Origin of the sequence: Clostridium sp. AM33-3 (assembly GCF_003480315.1) — a bacterium.
Taxonomy (GTDB): Bacteria; Bacillota; Clostridia; order Lachnospirales; family Lachnospiraceae; genus Brotaphodocola.
Map to the genome: position 1 here is coordinate 35,971 of NZ_QUIV01000015.1, position 19,653 is coordinate 55,623.

18 protein-coding genes are annotated in these 19,653 nt (G+C 51.3%); all 18 read left to right on the forward strand.

From position 1 onward, the window contains the following. Nucleotides 1-16 precede the first annotated feature (16 nt). The 18 genes from DW819_RS10075 (at nt 17) to DW819_RS10160 (ending at nt 19,614) form a co-directional block, all read left to right on the forward strand. Complete coding sequence (locus tag DW819_RS10075) at nt 17-1,699, forward strand: GspE/PulE family protein (protein ID WP_118733172.1); 1,683 nt, start codon at nt 17-19, stop codon at nt 1,697-1,699. Between the two features lie 27 nt (nt 1,700-1,726). Next, entirely contained in the window at nt 1,727-2,788 is a 1,062-nt protein-coding gene (locus DW819_RS10080) for a PilT/PilU family type 4a pilus ATPase (RefSeq protein ID WP_118733173.1), read from the forward strand. A gap of 208 nt (nt 2,789-2,996) precedes the next feature. Next, a complete protein-coding gene (locus DW819_RS10085; protein WP_118733174.1) occupies nt 2,997-4,214 on the forward strand; it encodes a type II secretion system F family protein in 1,218 nt (405 codons plus the stop codon). 88 nt (nt 4,215-4,302) lie between these two features. Next, the gene (locus tag DW819_RS10090; protein WP_118733175.1) at nt 4,303-4,728 is read left to right on the forward strand and encodes a prepilin-type N-terminal cleavage/methylation domain-containing protein; all 426 of its coding nucleotides are present in this window, start codon (nt 4,303-4,305) and stop codon (nt 4,726-4,728) included. A 110-nt stretch (nt 4,729-4,838) separates the two neighbouring features. After that, nucleotides 4,839-5,447, forward strand: coding sequence for a prepilin-type N-terminal cleavage/methylation domain-containing protein (locus tag DW819_RS10095; protein WP_118733176.1), 609 nt, complete (start codon nt 4,839-4,841; stop codon nt 5,445-5,447). Between the two features lie 14 nt (nt 5,448-5,461). Further along, entirely contained in the window at nt 5,462-6,238 is a 777-nt protein-coding gene (locus DW819_RS10100) for an A24 family peptidase (protein ID WP_118733177.1), read from the forward strand. A 19-nt stretch (nt 6,239-6,257) separates the two neighbouring features. Beyond that, nucleotides 6,258-7,226, forward strand: coding sequence for a pilus assembly protein PilM (pilM, locus tag DW819_RS10105; RefSeq protein WP_118733178.1), 969 nt, complete (start codon nt 6,258-6,260; stop codon nt 7,224-7,226). Nucleotides 7,227-7,237: 11 nt separating this feature from the next. Then, on the forward strand, nt 7,238-7,882 hold the full coding sequence (locus DW819_RS10110) for a hypothetical protein (protein WP_118733179.1): 645 nt from the start codon (nt 7,238-7,240) through the stop codon (nt 7,880-7,882). Then, nucleotides 7,879-8,574 carry a hypothetical protein gene (locus DW819_RS10115; protein WP_118733180.1) on the forward strand — a complete coding sequence of 232 codons (696 nt, stop codon included), beginning with the start codon at nt 7,879-7,881 and terminating at the stop codon, nt 8,572-8,574. Before DW819_RS10110 ends, DW819_RS10115 begins: the two co-directional genes overlap by 4 nt. 3 nt (nt 8,575-8,577) lie before the next feature. After that, nucleotides 8,578-9,369, forward strand: coding sequence for a hypothetical protein (locus tag DW819_RS10120; RefSeq protein WP_118733181.1), 792 nt, complete (start codon nt 8,578-8,580; stop codon nt 9,367-9,369). A gap of 67 nt (nt 9,370-9,436) precedes the next feature. Further along, nucleotides 9,437-9,862 (forward strand): hypothetical protein, encoded by a 426-nt coding sequence (locus DW819_RS10125; protein ID WP_118733182.1) that lies wholly within the window; start codon nt 9,437-9,439, stop codon nt 9,860-9,862. 26 nt (nt 9,863-9,888) lie between these two features. Next, on the forward strand, nt 9,889-10,539 hold the full coding sequence (locus tag DW819_RS10130; protein ID WP_118733183.1) for a prepilin-type N-terminal cleavage/methylation domain-containing protein: 651 nt from the start codon (nt 9,889-9,891) through the stop codon (nt 10,537-10,539). Nucleotides 10,540-10,564: 25 nt separating this feature from the next. Then, on the forward strand, nt 10,565-14,944 hold the full coding sequence (locus DW819_RS10135) for a type II secretion system protein (protein ID WP_147353171.1): 4,380 nt from the start codon (nt 10,565-10,567) through the stop codon (nt 14,942-14,944). Nucleotides 14,945-15,231: 287 nt separating this feature from the next. Then, nucleotides 15,232-16,251 carry a 4-hydroxythreonine-4-phosphate dehydrogenase PdxA gene (locus DW819_RS10140; protein WP_118733185.1) on the forward strand — a complete coding sequence of 340 codons (1,020 nt, stop codon included), beginning with the start codon at nt 15,232-15,234 and terminating at the stop codon, nt 16,249-16,251. A 103-nt stretch (nt 16,252-16,354) separates the two neighbouring features. Continuing rightward, entirely contained in the window at nt 16,355-16,588 is a 234-nt protein-coding gene (locus DW819_RS10145; RefSeq protein WP_118733186.1) for a hypothetical protein, read from the forward strand. A gap of 6 nt (nt 16,589-16,594) precedes the next feature. Then, nucleotides 16,595-17,041: a tripartite tricarboxylate transporter TctB family protein gene (locus DW819_RS10150; RefSeq protein WP_118733187.1), complete on the forward strand. Its 447-nt coding sequence runs from the start codon at nt 16,595-16,597 to the stop codon at nt 17,039-17,041. A gap of 14 nt (nt 17,042-17,055) precedes the next feature. Then, entirely contained in the window at nt 17,056-18,579 is a 1,524-nt protein-coding gene (locus DW819_RS10155; RefSeq protein WP_118733188.1) for a tripartite tricarboxylate transporter permease, read from the forward strand. Nucleotides 18,580-18,621: 42 nt separating this feature from the next. After that, nucleotides 18,622-19,614: a tripartite tricarboxylate transporter substrate-binding protein gene (locus DW819_RS10160; RefSeq protein ID WP_118733189.1), complete on the forward strand. Its 993-nt coding sequence runs from the start codon at nt 18,622-18,624 to the stop codon at nt 19,612-19,614. Nucleotides 19,615-19,653 lie beyond the last annotated feature (39 nt).

The following is a 19,653-nucleotide window of genomic DNA, read 5'->3' on the forward strand; positions in this document are numbered from 1 at the left end:
ACAGGAAGGAGAAACTATGCGTACAAAACGATTAGGTGATATGCTTCTGGAACTGGGACTGATCACGCAGGAGCAGTTAAAGCAGGCCCTGGAATTCCAGTCCAGAGAAAAAGGCCGTCTGGGCTCTATTCTGATCGAGCATAACTTTATTACGGAACGGCAGCTGATCGATGCCCTTCGCATGCAGCTTGGTATCGAGTATATTGACCTGACCAAGGTGGACATTGCGCCGGAGATGTCCCGGTATGTTCCGAAAAATCTGGCAAAGCGCATGAGCATTGTGCCGGTGCGTAGCTCGAAGGACCAGCTGTTTCTGGCTATGGCGGATCCGCTCAACTTTATGGCGGTGGAGGAGGCACAGCGCACGTCCAGAAAGCGTATCGTGCCGATGATCGCTTCGGAGCCGGCTGTCCAGCATGCCATCAACGTGCTCTACGGCAATGAAGGCGCAGCACAGGCCATGGCGCAGATCCGCGCGGAGAATGCAGCCACTATGGAGACAGAGACAGCGGCCCGGTCATCCGAAAGTCAGGAAAATGCAACCCCGATGGTACGCCTGGTCAATTCCATCATTGAGCGGGCCTATACGGAGAATGCATCCGATATCCATTTCGAACCGACGCAGGAGGAACTGATCGTCCGCATGCGTATTGACGGCCAGCTGCACCGCATCATGGTCATTCCTGGAGAGCTGAAGGATTCTGTGATATCCCGTCTGAAGATCATGTCTCACATGGACATCGTGGAAAAGCGGATCCCGCAGGATGGACGCGCAGTCCTTTCCGTAAAAGATACGGAGCTGGATATGCGAACCTCCACGCTGCCGACGATCTATGGCGAGAAGGTGGTGATCCGTATCCTGCGCAGAAATGAGGAAACGCTGAACCGGCGCGGCATCGGTATCCCGCCGCTTGAGGATGCCAAGATCGATAAGCTTCTGGGCCTGACCTCCGGTGTGATCATGATCGTGGGACCGACCGGTTCCGGTAAATCCTCGACCATGTATACCCTGATTCGTGAACTGCTTTCTGACCGGACCAACCTGATCACGCTGGAGGATCCGGTAGAGTATCATATGAAAGGCGCTACGCAGGTACAGATCAATGAAAAGGTCGGCCTGACCTTTGCTTCCGGTCTGCGTTCTATCCTGCGCCAGGACCCGGACATCATCTGTGTTGGTGAGATCCGGGACGGCGAGACCGCAGAGATCGCCATGCGCGCCGCTATGACCGGTCACCTGGTCATCACCACGATCCATACCGAGGATGCCATTTCCGCCATCGACCGTCTGCGCGATATGGGCGTACCGCCTTATCTGATCGCGGCAGGCCTGCGCGGTGTCATTTCCCAGCGTCTGCTGCGCCGCATCTGTCCAAGCTGCAGAGAGCAGATCGTGCCGCCTAAGAAAGCCCTGGAGCTTGCGAAAATACCGGATATTCCGGGGCGGATCTACTGGCACGGAGCCGGCTGCGACCACTGCTTCCGCTCCGGCTACCGCGGACGGATCGGTGTATTTGAGGTCATGGTGATCCAGGAAGGTCTGCGCCGCTGTATTATGGAAGGAGCAGACCGGCCGCGCTTTATGGAGGCTGCGAGAAGGGAAAGCGCGTATATCCCGATGTCAGAGCATGCGCAGAAGCTTCTGGAGAATGGAACTACAACCGTGGACGAGATCATCCGAACGCTGTCCATCTTCTAAACAGGAAAAGAAAGGAACGATCCGAATATGTATCGATATACCGCAGAAATACTGATTGCGATAGCAGCAGAAAAGGAAGCCTCAGATGTGCACCTGATCGCGGGCCTGCCGCCAAAATGCCGGATTGACGGCCAGATCCGCAGCCTGACAGACGAACCTTTGTCTTACGAGGACTGTGAGGAGCTTGGAAGACAGCTGGCCGGGGAGCATGTCAGAAGGATAGACCAGATCGGCCAGCTGGATTTTTCCGCAACGCTTGCCGGACGGCGCATCCGGATCAACCTGTTCCGCCAGCAGGGGGCTCTTTCTGCTTCGCTGCGCCTTTTAAGCAATACCATCCCAAGGCTTCAGGAACTGGGACTGCCGGATGCCGTGCGTCAGTTTTCACGCTGGAATAAGGGCATTGTTCTGGTGACCGGTGAAACCGGAAGCGGAAAGTCCACTACCCTGGCAGCCATTCTGGACCAGATCAACCAGACAAGGCCCGTTCATATCATTACGCTGGAGGACCCGATCGAGTATGTGTATACCCCGCAGCGCGCCATCATCAACCAGCGTGAGGTGGGCGTGGATGTAGAAGACTATGAGCATGGGCTCTACGCATCCCTGCGGGAAGACCCGGATGTGATCCTGATCGGTGAGATGCGGACACCGGAAACCATCGAGACCGCGCTGGTGGCGGCAGAAACCGGGCACCTGGTTTTTTCTACTCTTCATACAAACTCCGCAGTCGACAGCATCGACCGGATTGTAGGGGTGTTCCCGGAAAATAAGCAGCCTCAGATCCGTCTGCAGCTGTCCATGACATTGAAAGCAGTTCTGGCACAGCAGCTGGTACCACGTGCCGAAGGGAAGGGGCGCGCGGCAGCCTGCGAGCTTATGATGATCACGACTCCGATCCGGAACCTGATCCGGGACGGCCGCACTCCGCAGATGCAGAGCTATCTGCTGTCCGGAGCAAAGGATGGTTCTGTTACGATGGACCATTCCCTGCTTGAGCTGGCTCAGCGCGGCGTGATCATGCCGGAGACTGCAATGGAATCTGCGTATGATCCGGCCGAGCTGCAAAAGAGCTTTTTGTTACGCTAAAATAAGTTATGAAATTTAAAACAAATAATTTGTCATAAAAGACAGCGTATTTGTCACAATTTGATGTATTTTATTTAGTACAATAACGCTTCGGAAATAAGTGTTTCTTTACAACGAAATAGTAAGGTGATAAAATCAGAATGAAAATTTGAAAGGCTATTAAGAATTTCTTCATAACCTTGTAAGACATGCGCTTGGAGGTTGAGATATGCCGACTTTTTCATATCGGGCACTCGGCAGAGACGGAAAGGAAGTCCGCGGCGTGCTCCAGGCAGAAACAGAAACGGCTGCCGCAACCAGAGTCCGGGACAGCTATCCGGTACTGCTAAGCATCAGCCGCGAGGCAGAAAAGAAAAAACAGACAAGCCTGCTGCAGATGGAAATTGGTAATAAGCGGATCAGGACCAAGGATTTATCCATTCTCTGTTCCCAGTTTGCCATCACTCTCCGCTCAGGAATGTCCATATCCCGTTCCATGCAGATGCTGGCTGGACAGTGTGGTGATAAACGTCTGCGCAGGGTCATGGCGGAAGCGGCCACAGAGGTCGCTGCAGGAAGCACCGTGGCGGCAGCTCTGGAGAAGCACCGGGAACGCTTTCCGCTTACCTTTATTGAGACGATCCGGGCAGGCGAACAGTCCGGTACCCTGGACCAGTCCTTTGAACGGCTGCACAAATACTACGACAAGGCTTATAAGACTACAGAGAAAATCAAAAGCGCGCTCACCTACCCCATGTTTGTCATTGCGATCGCGGTAGTGGTCGTCATCATTGTTATGGCCAAGGTGGTCCCGACGCTGGCCAATGTATTTGCGGATCTGGGAGGAAAGCTTCCTCTTATGACCCGGATGCTCATCGGCGCGTCAGACTTCTTCGCTGCGTGGTGGCTGGTCATGATTGCGTTCTGGGCTGTCTTTATTCTTGCGTTTCGCATGTACACAAAGACACCGGACGGAAAGATCCGGAAGGCTAAAATAGCGTTATCACTGCCGTTAGTGGGCATCATCAACCAGATGAACGCCGCGGCGCAGTTTGCCAATACCATGTCCGTTCTTCTGGCAGCAGGCATCACGCTGGATCAGGCCGTGGAAACCACAGCCAAGGTCATGGATAACGCGTTGTTCCGGGACGAGGTCCAGGCTATGCGCGGAACCATTGAGCAGGGCCGTACCCTGACAGACTGTCTGAAGGGCAGGAAGTATTTTCCACAGACCATGATCGATATGTGTGCGGTAGGAGAAGAAACCGGTGAGCTGGAGGATACGTTAGAGAATGTGGCGGATTACTACATCAACGAAGCCGATTTCCGGATCCAGAGACTTCTGGCCATGCTGGAGCCAACGCTGCTGATCCTGCTGTCCATCTTCGCGGGATTCATTGTGGTGTCGATCTACCTTCCGATTTTCACGATGTACGATTTGATGTAATGAAAAACTGTACGCAACACGATTGAAACGAAGGAGCCCTTCGATCAATAATAAAAAATAAAAACTTTTACAAAAGGAGACTAAAAACATGAAAAGCTTATTCAAAAAGGTTCGTGGAAACAAAAAAGGCTTCACGCTGGCAGAGCTGCTGGTAGTAGTAGCAATCGTAGGTATTCTGGTTGCAATTTCTATTCCGGTGTTTACTGCACAGCTTGGTAAGGCAAGAAAGGCAACTAACGAAGCAAACTTAAGAGCAGCAAAAGCAGCTGCAGTAGCATATTATTTAACTGAAGATAATAATGGTACCGCAACAAGTGAAGGTGGAAAGTACACGTATGATATTCAGACTGGTACTGTGGGAACTTATACGGGTACTCTTGATGCAGCTAAAAAGAAAGAAATCGGAAATGCTGATTCTAATGCGGTATATACACATATTTGGGTAGAAATCACTGATGCCGCAAACGATGCTGTAGGTTCAACCGCAGTTTATGCTGATTCTGAAGCTAAATAAGGGAAATAACTCAATGAAAAAGTGGATGGGATTTCCCATCCACTTTTTGGTATAATCAAATTGATGTTTAAAAGTTATATAGGAATCTCTTAATAGAAGGAGGAGTATTTATGCTAAAATACAGGCAGAAACAGGCTTTTACCTTATCTGAACTCCTCGTAGTGGTTGCCATCGTCGGTATCCTGGTGGCGATCAGCATTCCGGTTTTTGCTTCTCAGCGCGAGAAGGCGAGACGCGCAGTGGACATGGATACAGCCAGGAAAATTAAGTCAGCACTGGTTTTGGCCTATAACAACGAAGAAATTCAGGTTCCCAGAACCACTAGCTCCAACGGATACGGTACCTGGGTCATGCTTTGCAACGGAACAACAGAATACGCACCTCAGGCTTACCGCGACAACGGAAAAACGGTAAAAGGCATGTGGTGCGGTGCGAATAAAGGTGTTACCGTTCACGGCCATACCGTAGATCATGACTGGACCTATAACAAGGATGTGGAAAATATCCTGAAGGCATATGGCCTGGATGCAGTGGCCTTGCGCACGCACAGCAACGGAGATAAAAACGGCTGGGACTGGATCATCATTGAGGTTGGCTACAACGAAAAAGGCGAATTCATCAGCAGAATGTATTCCGGTTATAAAAATCAGAATGGCGCTGCCGGACAGGAAAAGAATCCGTCCAATCTCGAAAAAATGTTATACAAAACAGCTTCATAATCTGGGAGAACATCATGCTACATATTAGTTTTGGCCTCACAGCCTACATCCTCTGTATCACCTTCCTTCTGGGCTGCTGCCTGGGAAGCTTTGCGGACTGCCTGGCCATGCGCCTGTTATCGGGAGAGTCGGCCCTTGCCGGACGTTCCCACTGCGACAGCTGCGGCCATGTTTTGGGTGCGCCGGACCTGGTGCCTCTGTTCTCCTGGCTTTTTTTAAAGGGCAAATGCCGCTACTGCGGCGCAAAGGTTCCGGCAGAGTGCTTTTTCACCGAGCTGCTTGCTGGAATCGGCTGCTGCATGGTGGTTTATCGTTTTGACTTGTCCGTCATGAGTCTGCGGGGCATTCTTCTCGGTCTGATCCTTCTGACCATGGCCCTGACCGATCTTCATGGCTGGATCATTCCTGACCGACTGCAGATAGCGGGCTGTCTGGTGTTTTTGGTGACGGCCTTCCTTTTGCCGAAACCGGTGTTCCATATACTGCGCGGTTTGCTTTTCGGAACGGTGCTCGGCGGCGGAATGCTGCTGTTATCTCTTCTGTTTGACCGGCTGACCGGAAAGGAAAGCCTTGGCGGCGGGGACATCAAATTGTTTTTTATGACCGGGCTGTATTTGAATTCAGCCTGGGAGCTTTTGTTTTATCTGATCTTAAGCTGTCTGCTTGGACTCGGGTTCGCGGCACTGCGCAGATCGCAGCGGCTTCCCTTTGGCCCTTCCATCGCGGCGGCGTGCTTTATCATGACCCTCTATGGAACTGTGATCACCCGTTGGTATACGGGACTGTTTTAAACGGAGTATTGTGCACACGATGAAAAATTGTCTGGGAATTGAAATTGGACATTGCCGCATTAAAATTGCATATATGGAGCGGGGCGAGCTGAAGAAATATGTGTCGGTCCGCCTGGATAATGATACGTTTACAGATATGAAATTATATGCGGAGTTTATACAGGATATATTGCGCGAAAATAACATTCACTGCAAAAATGTGGTGTTTGCGCTGCGTCAGGATGATACCTATGTAAAACGCTGCAGGCTGCCGCTGATGACAACAGACCAGCTGAAGCTGAACCTTCCCTATGAGTTCCACGACTATATCGGAGAGGAACTGGGGGCATATCAGTTCGACTATGCAGTGATCGAGCGGACGGAGGAGCAGCTGGATCTTCTGGCGGCTGCCTGCCGGAAAGAGCTTTGCGGACAGTTTAAGAAGCTGGCCAAATTGTCGCGTTTGAAGCTGGTGGGACTTGTCCCCTCCGTGGTGGGTCTGGAGCGGATTCTGGAGCATATGCAGAACGGGGAGCGGGATAAGGATTTCGCGGTGGTTGACCTTGGAACAAAGGCACTGCGCGTGCATTTTTTCCGAAAAGGGATTTATGACATTACCCGCACCATGGAGCCGGGCTGTGAGGAGATCGAACGGCTGCACCGGGGCGATAAGACAAGGCTGGATGAGCTGGATATGGATGCGGAAGACGCATTCTGGACAACACAGAGTGAGAAGGCAATCGACAGGCACCTGCAGGACCGTTATCAGAGCATTGCGGTACAGATTATGCGTGTCCTGAACTTCTATAGCTTCAACAATGCGGATAATACCATCGATACGCTTTATTACTGTGGAGGAGGCGCACGATACCAGGCCCTGATCAGTGAGCTGGCGGAAACTGTGGAAATTCCGGTAAAAAGCATAGGCGGGCTTCTTACTGAGGCAGAGGAAGAAAACAACCCGGAATGGGTAGACAGTCCGCAGACGGTTGGCGTGCTGCTTGATTAAGGAGGTATATCGTGGCTGATTTAAAAACTATCGCGAATATCCAGATTGGCGGTCCGAAATACCCGAGCAAAAAGCGGATCAATCTGTATCAGCGTGAATTTAAGAAACGCGTGATCGCGGCGCAGGTCGGAGCTTTTGCCGTATTTCTGGTTTTCTTATATGGCTTTGTCCAGGTGGGCATTGTCATGCCGCTTCAGGAGGTAGAGCGCGCGGAGCAGGACTATCAGCGCATGGAGCAGCAGCTGGCTGCCATGAAGCTGGCAAACAGCGTCATGCCGGAGGTGCAGGAGGCATATGCCCACTATGGCAGTGCCTGGCAGAATGAGAAGGAGCAGCAGATCCCGGACCGGCTGAAAATCACGGCGCTCATAAAGGAGCGGGTCTTCCCGCTCTGTAAATGTATTCCGGCCGTCTCGATCGTGGATGACCATGTGGAGTTTCTTTGCGGGCTGGAGCGCGGAAGCATGCTTCCGGAGCTGGTAAGACAGCTTGAGGCGGATGAGTCTGTCCGCTATGTGACGGCATCTCTGGAAGCATCGGATGATGTGAACGCTGCTGGTGTATTTAGCACGAAGCTGGCACTCAGTAAAAGGGTGGTGGCACATGTGACGGTTTACTTTAAAGTTCCTGGAGAGAGTGGGGAAGAAAACGGATGAGATCCTTAATGCAATATGTACTGACAAGAACACAGAAGCTGGCTCTTGTGATCCTTGCGCTGCTGGTGCTGCTGGCCGGCTGGTATGTGGGAATTTACACGCCGATCCAGGACCGCATCCGGGCAGCTGATACAGCCGGGCTGGAGGATGAGATAGCCCTGGAGCAGATAAAAGCCTCCAAGATCAAGGCCATGCAGGCTGAGATTGACGAAAACCGGGCCTCCGGCGCGCCGGTCGTTCCTTCCTATAACAATTTCAAGCAAGAGCTGGAACAGCTCAATGAGGTATACGGCCGTGCCTATGAGTTTTCCTTTACCTTCTCGGAGCCGGAGGTGGATGGAACCGGTGTACGCCGCAACATTGCTGTGTACTGTGAGGCAGAAAATTACGATGCGGCAGCAGAGCTGATGCGTCAGATCCTGCAGGGACCGTACCGCAGCATGATCCATGACGTCAGCATAAACAGCATGGCAAGAGCACTTCCGAATCAGATGGCGGACCTTAAGAAAGGGCGTGTATCCCTTTCCTTCAATATGACCTACTATGAGACCACCGTAGGAGCGGACAGCCTGGAGGGATTGCCGGTCGAGGAGACACAGCAGGCACAGGCAGACGGACTTGCGAATTCGGATCTGTCAGATCTGCAGCGCTCTGATCTGGAAACCGCTGCAGAGGCAGCACTTGGAGAATAAAGCATGAAGAGGGCAGGCAGACAATCTGGTGGGCAGCAAAAGCGCCGTCCACGTGTTTATACAGTGCTTGGCAGTGAAACAGGCGCAAGCCTGGTGGCCGCGATCCTGTTTTTTGTACTGTGCGGAGTCGGAGCATCGGTCATTCTGGCCTCTGCCTCTGCCTCTGCCGGGAAGATGCAGCGGGTTCCCGAAACAGACCAGAAGCGCTTTGCGGTGGAATCGGCAGCCGCGTTTTTGCGGGATGAGATGAAGGACAGCAAAAATAAGATCACGATCACGGATGTAAAGGTAGAGGACAGCAGAGAAAATAAGCCAACAGCCTATCCGACCCTGACCTATCTGTATTCTGACAAAACGGCATTGGATCCTGCCCGGAATATGATCGATGCCTGCGTGGTGGATCTGTACCGTACCCTGCAGCAGGATGAGGAAAACGCGCCGCAGCAGGAGAAAGCAGAAAAGGATTTTCTGATGTCGGTCAGGAAAAAGGGCAGCACACAGTATTACGATCAGCTTGAGACACGGGTGAAGCTGACGATGGATTCGGACTATCATATCACAGCCGTTCTTTCTGATACACAGACAGCTGATGCGAAGAAAGAGGACCGCTGTGAGCGGAAGCTGACCATTCCGGCAAAGATAGAGACTGAGGAAACCGTGGAGGAAAAGGATTACGAAAGAACGGGACCGGATGGAGATGTGGAGGAGGAGTGGACGATCACGACCACGACCCGCGTTACGACCATCTGCTGGGAACGGGGCCTGATCGAGCGGACACATCCGGATGAGGACTAGCATCCGGAAAAATCGGGCGGACACATCCGGATGGAGACTGGCATCCGGAACACAGGAGGTGAAGCCGATGCGGCAGCATTTATTCCGGATATATCGTGAAAAATTACAGTCCCGCAGGGCAGAAACCCTGGCGGAGCTCTTAGTTTCAGTACTGGTGATCGTTCTTGCGCTTACCATGTTTGCCTCGGCCCTCATGGCGGCGAGGAGGATGCTGGCAAATGGAGATCAGATCATAAACCGGTATTATGCCGGACGGAACCGGCTGGAGCTGGAGGAATCTGCGGATACAGATCCCGGCGCTTATAAAACGAAGGCCGACCTCATCTTCCGGCTGGAAGAAGGCGCAAATAATAAAGTGACCGGCTTCGCGCACAGGAATGGGACCATGAATGTGGGAGAGTATCCGGTCAGTCTGTATTCCGGCCAGGATCCGGACGATGCAGATGAGAAAACGCAGAAGACAGAAAGCGAGTATCGTTACAGCAGGCAGTAAGAATAGGAAAATATGGAGCAGAACGCATGAAAAGGCAGTGGTACCAGGCAGTGAAAAACAAAATAGCGCAGCGCTGTGTCCGCTCCCGGGCAGGTATGACCCTGACGGAGATGCTGGCGGCAGTGCTGATTCTTGCCATGTCTGCGGTGGCGGTTGCCGGCGGTGTTGCTGCGGTAAAAAATGCGTACCGCAAAACCACGGAAAAAGCCGAGGCGCAGCAGGTACTTGCCACCACGGTGGAGCTGATTACCGATGTTTTGTCCGAGGCGCAGCAGGTGAGGTCAGGCGGAGACTGCGGCCCTGAATTTTTCAGCGGCGAGACCGGAGACTGGATGCGCCTTTCTGTTATGCCATATCAGGCAGCCGGTGGAGCACAGGCTTCCAATGGAGCACAGGTCTCCAATGAAGACCAGATCTCCAATGAAGACCGGGCCGGCATCTGCAAAGAGTATCTGAGTGACGGCACAAAGGTGCCACTTCTCTCGGATGGCGCCATGGGCGGACTGTTCTGTACAAGCTTTGATGTGGATCAATACCGGTATGCGGACAGCTGCTTTATACTGGAGGATATCAACGTCTATTACAAGCGCGATGTCGCAAATGCGGACTGTGAGCCGGCGGCACATCTGGACAAGCTGGTTGTGCGCGCGGTGAATCTGGAAGGACAGGATGAGTAAAAATGCTTTCCCGGAGGAGAAAGAGATGGAATACAGATCATATACAAAAAAACTCAGGAACGGAGCGTTTACACTGGCGGAATTTCTGGTGGTCATTGCAATCACCTTGATTCTTGCCGGTGTTTCTTTTGTTGCGGCGATCCGCTATCAGAGCAGTCTGCGGCGCATGGAGATGGACCGCACCGCGAAGGAAATTTTCCTGACAGCCCAGAATAATCTGAGCCTGGCAAAATCCGGCGGAGTCATGGAACGCCTTCTGCATCAGTATGGTGAGAACGACACAAACGGTACTTCGGAAACGGAATCAAATGCTTTCACGGACAAGATCGGGATTGCGCTGACTGCAATTACCGGAAGCACCGGAGCAGATGCAGCTGATCTGTACTGTATTTTGTATCAGCCGGGCGAAGGCGCAGGCAATACAACGGAAGGGATCCGGGAGCGTCTGCTTCCCTTTGGATCTATTGATGAGACAGTCCGCACGGACGGCAGCTATCTGATCGTCTATGCGCCTGGGACAGGAGCTGTCCGGGAAGTATGGTACTCTGACTGCTATATCTTTCAGGGAACCGCAGCGGAATTTTCAGAGCTGTCCGGGCTTACAGGAGATCCCAAGAAACGTGAGAGGTTTTATGGGGAAGTAGTCGGATATTATGCAGGAGCCTCTCTGACTGAGCCGGAAAAGAAAGATCCGGAGCAGGTGGAAATGAAGGTTACCGTTCATAATGAAGAAGTTTTATATGTGGAAGTAGAGATTCCGTCAGGTGCGAACGAATTAAAGCTGTGGGTCGAGGGTGCGGCGAGCGGAGCAAAGGGCTGGATCAATTTAAACAGCTTTACGCAGGATGAGCGTGTACTGACGAAGGGAGCCGGCAGTGTCTGTGATGTGATCCTGGATGATATTTCCATTCAGGGCGCGCGCTTTGCGGATTTGAGAGGTGATATGAGATCGGATCATGGAGGAAATAACATTGCCCTGATCCCGGGAGAGGATATTTACATTTATGCGGAAGCAGTGACCGAAAGCGGCAATACGGCAGCCAGTCCGGTGTGTCAGACAAACAGCCTGTTTCAGAAAGTCGCTAACGGCAAAATCGTGGTTTCCAATATCCGGCATCTGGAAAATCTGGACAGGCGGGTTTCGGATTTCCATCCGGCAGCAAATGAGCAGAAGCTGGGACTGAATTCTCCGGCAGAACAGCCGGGCGCATATGTGGTATCGCAAAGCGAAGATATGTCCTGGCGGGATTATCGGAATGCCGTTGCGCGTGAAATTCACAGCAGCCATGCATCGGCAATACAGGAGCCGGACAGCATCCCGGTTTACTACAAAATATACAAGAAGCAGGGAGAGGTTCTGACAGAGGAGTGGACCGGGACGGCTCCGGGCTGTTATGCACCGCTGGAGCCTGAATTTGATCTGGTCTATGAGGGAAATGGCAAAAAGATCAGTGAGCTTGTCGTGAATACACCGGGGGCAGGCGGCTGCTTTGGAACCGTATCGAAGAATCTGACGGTGACCGATTTAGAGCTGGTGCATCCGGTGATCACCGCAGCTGACAATGCCGGAGGGCTGGTCGGATGCGGAAGGAAGGAGACAGATGCACCATCCCTTGAAATTTCCGTGGAAAATGTGCTGGTGCAGTATCCGGTGATCACCTCAAAGGGCGGCGGTACCGTATTGGAACCGGCAGATGCCGGAGCTTTGGTCGGAGCGTTCCGGGGAACAGCGCTGACTGTGAAATCTGTTATGGCGGCAAACACCTATCGTTCCGGAGTGACGGAGCCTTCTTCGGTAGATCAGACCCGGCCGGACCAGGCCGAAGCATTTAAGATTGAGGCTAAAGCAGGAGCGGCAGGCGGCCTGATCGGCTCTGCCACCGGCAATGTGACCTTGTCAGGCTGTGCGGCATCGGTTTATGTGGAGGCGCAGTCCTTTGCCGGAGGACTCGCCGCAAAGGTGAATACACCGGACAATGGGGTTGCGCAGGTTCTGATCCAGAACTGCTATGTGGCCGGGCATACCGGAAACCAGGAATGCCTGACGGAGCTGTATCCGGGGACAGAGGGCTTCAACACGGCAAAGGGACGTTATAATATTGTCTCCACCCGGGGGTTTGCCGGAGGACTTGCGGCAGTCCTGCCGGAAGGCAGCGCTGTGAAGCGAAGCTACGTGACAGCATCTGTCTGGTCCGGAGGAATGTATGCCCCGGACGAAGCAGACGTGACTGCTTTTGTAACAAAATACGGGAACATGAGCATGGATGATGGCGTAGCCGGAAAGAAAGCATCCGATTTTTCGTATTGCTATACCTCATCAGTGGTAAGCGGCGGAGAAAATGCCGGCACGGTAAAGGGAAAACAGATCCTGGAGTACTCAAATCCCGATCAGCTTGAGAACTATTTTGCTGAGAATGCTTCCTTTAGGAAAAAGCAGGCATTCCCATATGACACAACACAGGAAAGCACCTACCCCATGCCGACCGTCCTCCAGCTGATGCAGGAGGATCCGGAAACCAGCAGTGCCATCCGTAATGACACCGGTGAAGGCAGTATCCGCACCAGGCAGGTCTTTAAATTTGCGCGTGTGCATGTGGGAGACTGGTTCAAGGTTCAGGCACAGCCATCCGGAGAACTGAAAGTACATAATGGCAATGAGCTGTGGGTGGATTATGTGACAGACATGCCGGCAGGGACAGAACCGAAGTATCTGATTTTCTCTGTTTACGGGGAATCCAGCGGGCTTTCAACCTATGTTATTTTAAAAATCGGCGAAAACCCGGACGATTTCAAATATTACGGAAACAGCAATCCATCGGAGATCCTGGAATTAAGAGAGAATCCGGATAACAGCGCCATCAAATGGAAATGGGATTATAAGGGTTCCGTTCCCGGAGGAGATCACCGCTTTGCCATCAGTAAAGCAGGGGCATCGCAGCTGCAGGTCCGTTTTTTACTGGACAGCAAGGAATTTCTGCAGATGGGCTATCAAAACCTGCGGAATGGTTTTTGGGCCGGTGAGGATGCAACGGTAACGGTCAGCGAAGCAAATGTGATCCCGGCTCCCTCTGATCCCGGCAGCATTACGGTAAACAGCTATTTCGGGGAGCTTCACGAGCATACCGCAGAGGTTTTTAGTGCCAGACATCTGATCAATCTGAGCTTTTACAATAGGGAACAATTCCAGATTACGACCGTAGAGCAGACAGATAATATTCTCTGGAGGAAGGATGAGGATCCGGATGCTCCGGTTCTTGCGGAAACTGCGCCATATTGCGATGAGCTGGAAGAACGGTATCCGGGTGAGCCGGTTCAGGTTTTTCATGACTATGACAGTCAGGGCTATACCGAAGCCGGCAGCTTCAAGTGTATCGAGAATCCGGATCTTACATTATATAATGGCAACCATCATACCATCGCGGGACTGAACATTGGAATCCAGAAGCATTATAAACAGCAATGGGGCAATGCATCCGCATTTATTTTATCCAACACGCATCTGAAGGTTCAGGATCTGAAAATGAAGAATTTGCAGGTAAAGGGCAATGGAACTGCAGCTGGGATTTTGGCATTTGCAAAGGGAAATTCCGCAAAAGACACCTATGTGCGTTTAGAGAATATACGCATTTACGGAGACGATATGTGTATCACCGCCACGAACGGTGACAATGGTGATGTTGGTGGTGCAGTAGCATCTGCGGATGTGGAAGAGCTGGAACTGGATCATGTGTATGTGTACGGAAAGAATGCCCTGATTAACAAAATATATGAATATAACGGAAAAACGGTCGGAGGCCTGATCGGCCATGCCAGAATCGGAAAAAGCATGAAGATCCGGCAGTCTGTTTTTTCAGGATTTCTGGATGGCAGATATGTCAGTGATGCAACGGGAGGTCTGATCGCTCACCTTGAGATTACCCATGGTCCGGACCGGAAGGCAGAAGCAGAGATCACAGAATGCTATGTTGCAGGCAGAAACCAGTCTTATGCCAGTGCTGCAGAAGCAGACCCGCTGACAGGCGGAGCAAGTATTACAGGCCAGCGGCCGGTGGGAGGTCTGGTAGGCTGGCTGCAGGGACCTGTGGCAATCTCCAACTCCTTCAGCACAGCGAGTATTTATGATATCGGAAAAGGCTGGAAAGGCGGAGTGGGAGGCCTGGTCGGTAAGGCTGATAAAGATTCAGATGTGCAGCTGACCGATTGCTATTTTGCGGGAAAACTGCTTGGGGTATCCGAAAACAGTGACGGAAATCAGTCAGCGGGAACTCTGCCCGGAGCTTCCGATAACGACGGTCCTGTTATAACCTATCCATGTGACCCTGCTTTACAGGGCCGGACTTATCCATACAAGCTCTGGACCACCGAAAACGGCGTAAAGACCTATCGCGGTGACTGGATTCAGTAACCGGTAAGCGCAAAATGAATGAAACAAAAAGAAACAAAAAGAAAAGCGTATGAAAATATGAAACATAAAAACGGGGAAGAGTGAACCGACTGCATGGAAATGAAACAGACTGCAGGAAAAGAGAACGTCTGAAGTATGAAAAAAACGCGGTAAAAAGGTGCACAATACCTGCAAAAAGAAAAAAACAGCCGGATGCGCCAGGTTGGCATATACCTTGCTTATTATATGGTCAGAACATAAATGCAAAAAAATATCAGTGCATTTAAGGAAAAAGGAGGGTATTTGATATGGCAACAAAACCAGTGATTGGTGTGCTTCTTGGAGATGCTGCCGGTGTTGGTCCGGAGCTTGTGGCAAAGTGCGCAGTAGAAGGATTTTATGAGCAGTACTGTAAGCCGATCGTGATCGGAGATCTCCGGGTGCTGGAGCGTGCGCTTGAGGTGATCGGGGCAAAGGATAAGGTGAAGCTTCAGGTGATTTCCGATGCAGAAGAGGCAGACTGGGAGAAGGGTCTTCCGGTGCTGGATCAGAAAAATGTAGATCCGGAGGAGGTTCCGTTTGGAGTTAAGACTGTAGTAAGCGGTAAGGCATGTCTGGATATGCTGAAGCTTGGCGTGGAATTATGGCAGGCAGGCAAGATTGGCGGCTATGTCTTTGGGCCGTTAAATAAAGCCGGCATGCATGATGCAGGACTGACCCTGGAGAGTGAGCATCATTATCTTGCAAAGCTTCTGGGACACACAGATCCATTTGGCGAAATCAATGTGACCAACGGTCTTTACACGACCAGAACCACGAGCCACATTCCGATTTCCCAGGTTAGCGCAGATCTGCGTGAAAATGACGGACTTCGCATTAAGCGGGCAATCCGTCTTTCCTATAAGACCCTGACTGGAGCAGGAATTGAAAATCCCAGGATCGGCGTTGCTGCGCTGAATCCGCATTGCGGTGAGAATGGGGACTGCGGACGCGAGGAAATTGATGTCATCCGTCCGGCTATCGAGTGGGCACAGAAGGAAGGCATCAATGCTACCGGTCCATATTCGTCTGATATCGTGTTCCACAAGGCACTGGTTAAGAAAGAGCTTGACGGCGTGGTTACCATGTACCACGATCAGGGCCAGATCGCGCTGAAGCTGATTGGTTTCGAGGGAGGTATTACCGTTGCAGGCGGCTTCCCAATCCCGATTGTTACCTGCGGACATGGAACTGCTTATGACATTGCAGGAAAAGGTGTGGTGACAACGGCATCGTTTGAGAATGCTGTAAAACAGTGTGCTACCATGGCAGCTGTTGCAGCAAAATAACAAAGCCATCCGGTAAAATTTTGTATTGCATATAGGAAGGGGACTCCGAAAGGGGTCCTTTTTCTTTGTTTCAATGAAACGATGCGCATTAAAATGAAACGACATGAAACACAATAAAGGAAATGGAAACATAATTGAGAAAAAAGAAACAGATCAGGACAAAGTGATGAGTGAAAAAGAAGAAACAGGGTGCCAAATTGGACAAAATCACGATGGAAATTGGCGCTTTGAACAATATTTTACAAAAAATAGCCCAAATAACAGCGACATGGCACAAGCCTTGCTTTCTATATGCTTATCAGGACATCCGCAGCAGGATGTGAGTAAGAGGAGGTAGAACAAGGTGAGAAGGTTTGGTTCAAAACAGCTGATTCCGATCGCAATGGCACTGATGGGAGTGGTGTTTGCAGTGGTTGGATTTACGCAGCTGGGGTTCTGGGACAAGGAACCGAAAGCGGGATTTTTCCCCAGCATCATTGCTGTGGTCATGGTGATTTCCAGTGTGGCCGCATTCTTCCAGACACTGAAAGAAGAGGATAAACCACAGTACAACAAAAATGAGCTTCTGGTTATCGCAGGCGGCGCAGGTGTGATTGCGGGAAGCTTCATCATTGGCATGATCCCGATGATCTTTCTGTATGTGCTCTTCTGGCTTCTGGTGATTGAGAAAGGAACCCCGATCCTGCACATCATCATCATTGAAGCGATCGTGGCAGTCATTGTGCTGGGGGTTTTTGCTGGATGGCTGCAGGTTCAGTTCCCATGGGGACTGTTTGAAAACTTTATGTAGGGAGGAAACGGAATATGCAAAACTTTTCCATGCTGATCCAGGGCTTTGGCACAGCACTGACTCCGATGAACATTGGAGTATGTATGCTTGGCGCAGTCCTTGGACTGATTGTTGGCGCAATGCCAGGCATTGGTTCTCTGGCCGGTGTCGCACTGCTTTTGCCGCTGACATACAAGTTTAATCCGGCAACGGCAATCATCATGCTGGGCGCCCTGTACTATTCCAATATGTACGGCGGAAGCTTCAGCGCAATTCTTTTAAACATCCCGGGTGATTCTCCTGCGGTATGCACCACTCTGGACGGTTACCCGATGGCAACAAAGAGAAAGAGACCAGGACAGGCACTTTTAACCGCAAACATGGCATCCTGCATCGGTGGTACCATCGGCATGTTTATCCTGACTTTTATGGGACCAGGCCTTGCAAACCTGGGACTGAAATTTGGTCCGTCCGAGATGACAGCGATCCTGCTGATCGCCATGACATCCATCAGCTGGCTGGTCGGAGAAAATCCCATCAAGGGTGTAGTCATTACCTGTTTTGGAATTCTGCTTGCAAGCATGGGCATGGATACCCTGTCCGGCGCTCCGCGCTATGAGTTTGGAAGCATGCATCTGCTCGGCGGAATTCCGTTTACTCCGTTTGTCATTGGTGCGGTTGGCTTTGCGCAGGTCATCAAGCTGATCAACGACCGTGATTCTGACAATGAGAAGCGTGCCGGTTCTGCAAAGAATGAGATGAAGCTTTCCATCCGCGGTTCCATGCTGACCGGACATGATTTTAAGAGACTGCTCCCGCCGGCGGTTCGTTCTGGACTGATGGGAACCTTCATCGGCGTTCTTCCGGGAGCGGGTGCAACCACAGGATCCTTCATGGGCTATGCTGTCCAGAAAAAGTTTAAGAGTGAGGAGCCTCTTGGTACCGGCGCGATTGAGGGTATTGCGGCAGCAGAGGCAGCAAACAATGCAGCGGCTGCAGGCGCCTTTGCACCGCTTCTGGCACTGGGAATTCCGGGATCCGGAACCGGCGCTGTTTTATTAGGCGGTCTGATGATGTGGGGCTTATCTCCGGGCCCGCTCCTGTTTGAGAACGAGCCGGAGTTCTGCTGGGGCCTGATTGCGTCTCTGTATCTGGCAAACGTTTTTACCTTACTGGTTGCGATCTGTATTATTCCGTTCCTGATCCAGATTCTGTCCGTACCGGTAAAATACATGATCCCGATCATCACGGTAGTCTGCATCGTAGGCGCCTACAGCACCAGCAATTCCATGTATGGTGTTATTGTAATGTTTTTGTCCGGCATTGTGGGATATCTTTTAAACAAGAACAATTTCCCGTCAGCTCCGATGCTGTTATCCTTTGTACTGGCACCGCTTCTGGAGAACAACATGCGTAAGGCATTTATGCTTTCCGGCGGAAGCTTAAGCATTTTCTTTACAAGACCGATCACCTGTGTGCTGATGATCATTTTCTTTGCGATTATTCTTGCTTCAGCCCTGCGCCCGGTTCTGACCAGAAAGAAAGGCGCGGCAGCCTGAAAAAACAAAAACTGTGAAAATAAAAAATGGAGGGTTTATATTATGAAAAAGAGACTTTTAGCAGGTATCATGGCAGGCGTTATGGCAGCATCCGTACTGGTGACCGGCTGCGGCGGCAGCAAGGATGTGAAGGATGGAACCTTTACTCCGACTAAAACGATCCAGTGGATGTGTACATCCAGCGCCGGCGGCGGATCGGATATTTTTACCCGTAAGATCAGTGATATTATGACTGCCCAGAATCTTGTCAATGGCCAGACTATCGTAGTGACAAACAAGACAGACGGTTCCGGTGAGATAGGACGTAATGAAGTGGCAGGTCTGAAAAAGAATGCGGATTATCAGCTTCTGACCTTCAACAGCGGCGATCTGATGCCGATGGTGACCAATACCAAGAACCGTTCCTCTAATTTCCGTATTCTTGCGGTTATGGCAGTGGACAAGCAGCTCTTATTCAAGGGAAAAGACGCAAAATACGATACCTTTGCAGATGTCATTGATGCAGTAAAGGCAGGCAATAAGGTAGTGATCGGAGGCTCAAAGGGTGATGACATCGCTACCTATCAGGCATTGATCGCAGAACTGGGAGTATCCGAAGATCAGCTGACTTATATTACCTATGATTCTACAGGTGACGCGATCACAGCGGCATTAGGCGGACATGTGGAGTTTGTGATCGCAAAACCTGCAGCAGCCTCTGAATATGTCGAGGCTGGTTCCCTGATTCCGATCCTGGCACTGGCGAATGAGCGCTATACCGGCAATCTGGCAGATGCTCCGACCTTAAGTGAGGTGGGAGATTACAACAATGTAGAGGTTCCGGTATGGCGTGGTGTTGCAGCTCCGGCAGCCATGAGTGATGAGGCTGCAGCTTACTGGAGCGAGGTACTCGGAAGCGTATCCGAGACGGATGCATGGAAGAATGAGTACATTGACGCAAATAAGCTGATCGCAGACTACATGGATACCACAGCAGCAACGGAATACGTGACGAAGTATGAGGCTGACTATATGGCTGAAAATGGATTAAAGTAACATGGACTTTTGAGAATACTGATCAAAAATGGGGAATGC

Coding starts and splice junctions, on each gene's coding strand:
- DW819_RS10075 (WP_118733172.1), top strand. CDS start 17: ATGCGTACAAAACGATTAGGTGATATGCTTCTGGAACTGGGACTGATC.
- DW819_RS10080 (WP_118733173.1), top strand. CDS start 1,727: ATGTATCGATATACCGCAGAAATACTGATTGCGATAGCAGCAGAAAAG.
- DW819_RS10085 (WP_118733174.1), top strand. CDS start 2,997: ATGCCGACTTTTTCATATCGGGCACTCGGCAGAGACGGAAAGGAAGTC.
- DW819_RS10090 (WP_118733175.1), top strand. CDS start 4,303: ATGAAAAGCTTATTCAAAAAGGTTCGTGGAAACAAAAAAGGCTTCACG.
- DW819_RS10095 (WP_118733176.1), top strand. CDS start 4,839: ATGCTAAAATACAGGCAGAAACAGGCTTTTACCTTATCTGAACTCCTC.
- DW819_RS10100 (WP_118733177.1), top strand. CDS start 5,462: ATGCTACATATTAGTTTTGGCCTCACAGCCTACATCCTCTGTATCACC.
- pilM (WP_118733178.1), top strand. CDS start 6,258: ATGAAAAATTGTCTGGGAATTGAAATTGGACATTGCCGCATTAAAATT.
- DW819_RS10115 (WP_118733180.1), top strand. CDS start 7,879: ATGAGATCCTTAATGCAATATGTACTGACAAGAACACAGAAGCTGGCT.
- DW819_RS10120 (WP_118733181.1), top strand. CDS start 8,578: ATGAAGAGGGCAGGCAGACAATCTGGTGGGCAGCAAAAGCGCCGTCCA.
- DW819_RS10125 (WP_118733182.1), top strand. CDS start 9,437: ATGCGGCAGCATTTATTCCGGATATATCGTGAAAAATTACAGTCCCGC.
- DW819_RS10130 (WP_118733183.1), top strand. CDS start 9,889: ATGAAAAGGCAGTGGTACCAGGCAGTGAAAAACAAAATAGCGCAGCGC.
- DW819_RS10135 (WP_147353171.1), top strand. CDS start 10,565: ATGGAATACAGATCATATACAAAAAAACTCAGGAACGGAGCGTTTACA.
- DW819_RS10140 (WP_118733185.1), top strand. CDS start 15,232: ATGGCAACAAAACCAGTGATTGGTGTGCTTCTTGGAGATGCTGCCGGT.
- DW819_RS10145 (WP_118733186.1), top strand. CDS start 16,355: ATGAAACACAATAAAGGAAATGGAAACATAATTGAGAAAAAAGAAACA.
- DW819_RS10155 (WP_118733188.1), top strand. CDS start 17,056: ATGCAAAACTTTTCCATGCTGATCCAGGGCTTTGGCACAGCACTGACT.
- DW819_RS10160 (WP_118733189.1), top strand. CDS start 18,622: ATGAAAAAGAGACTTTTAGCAGGTATCATGGCAGGCGTTATGGCAGCA.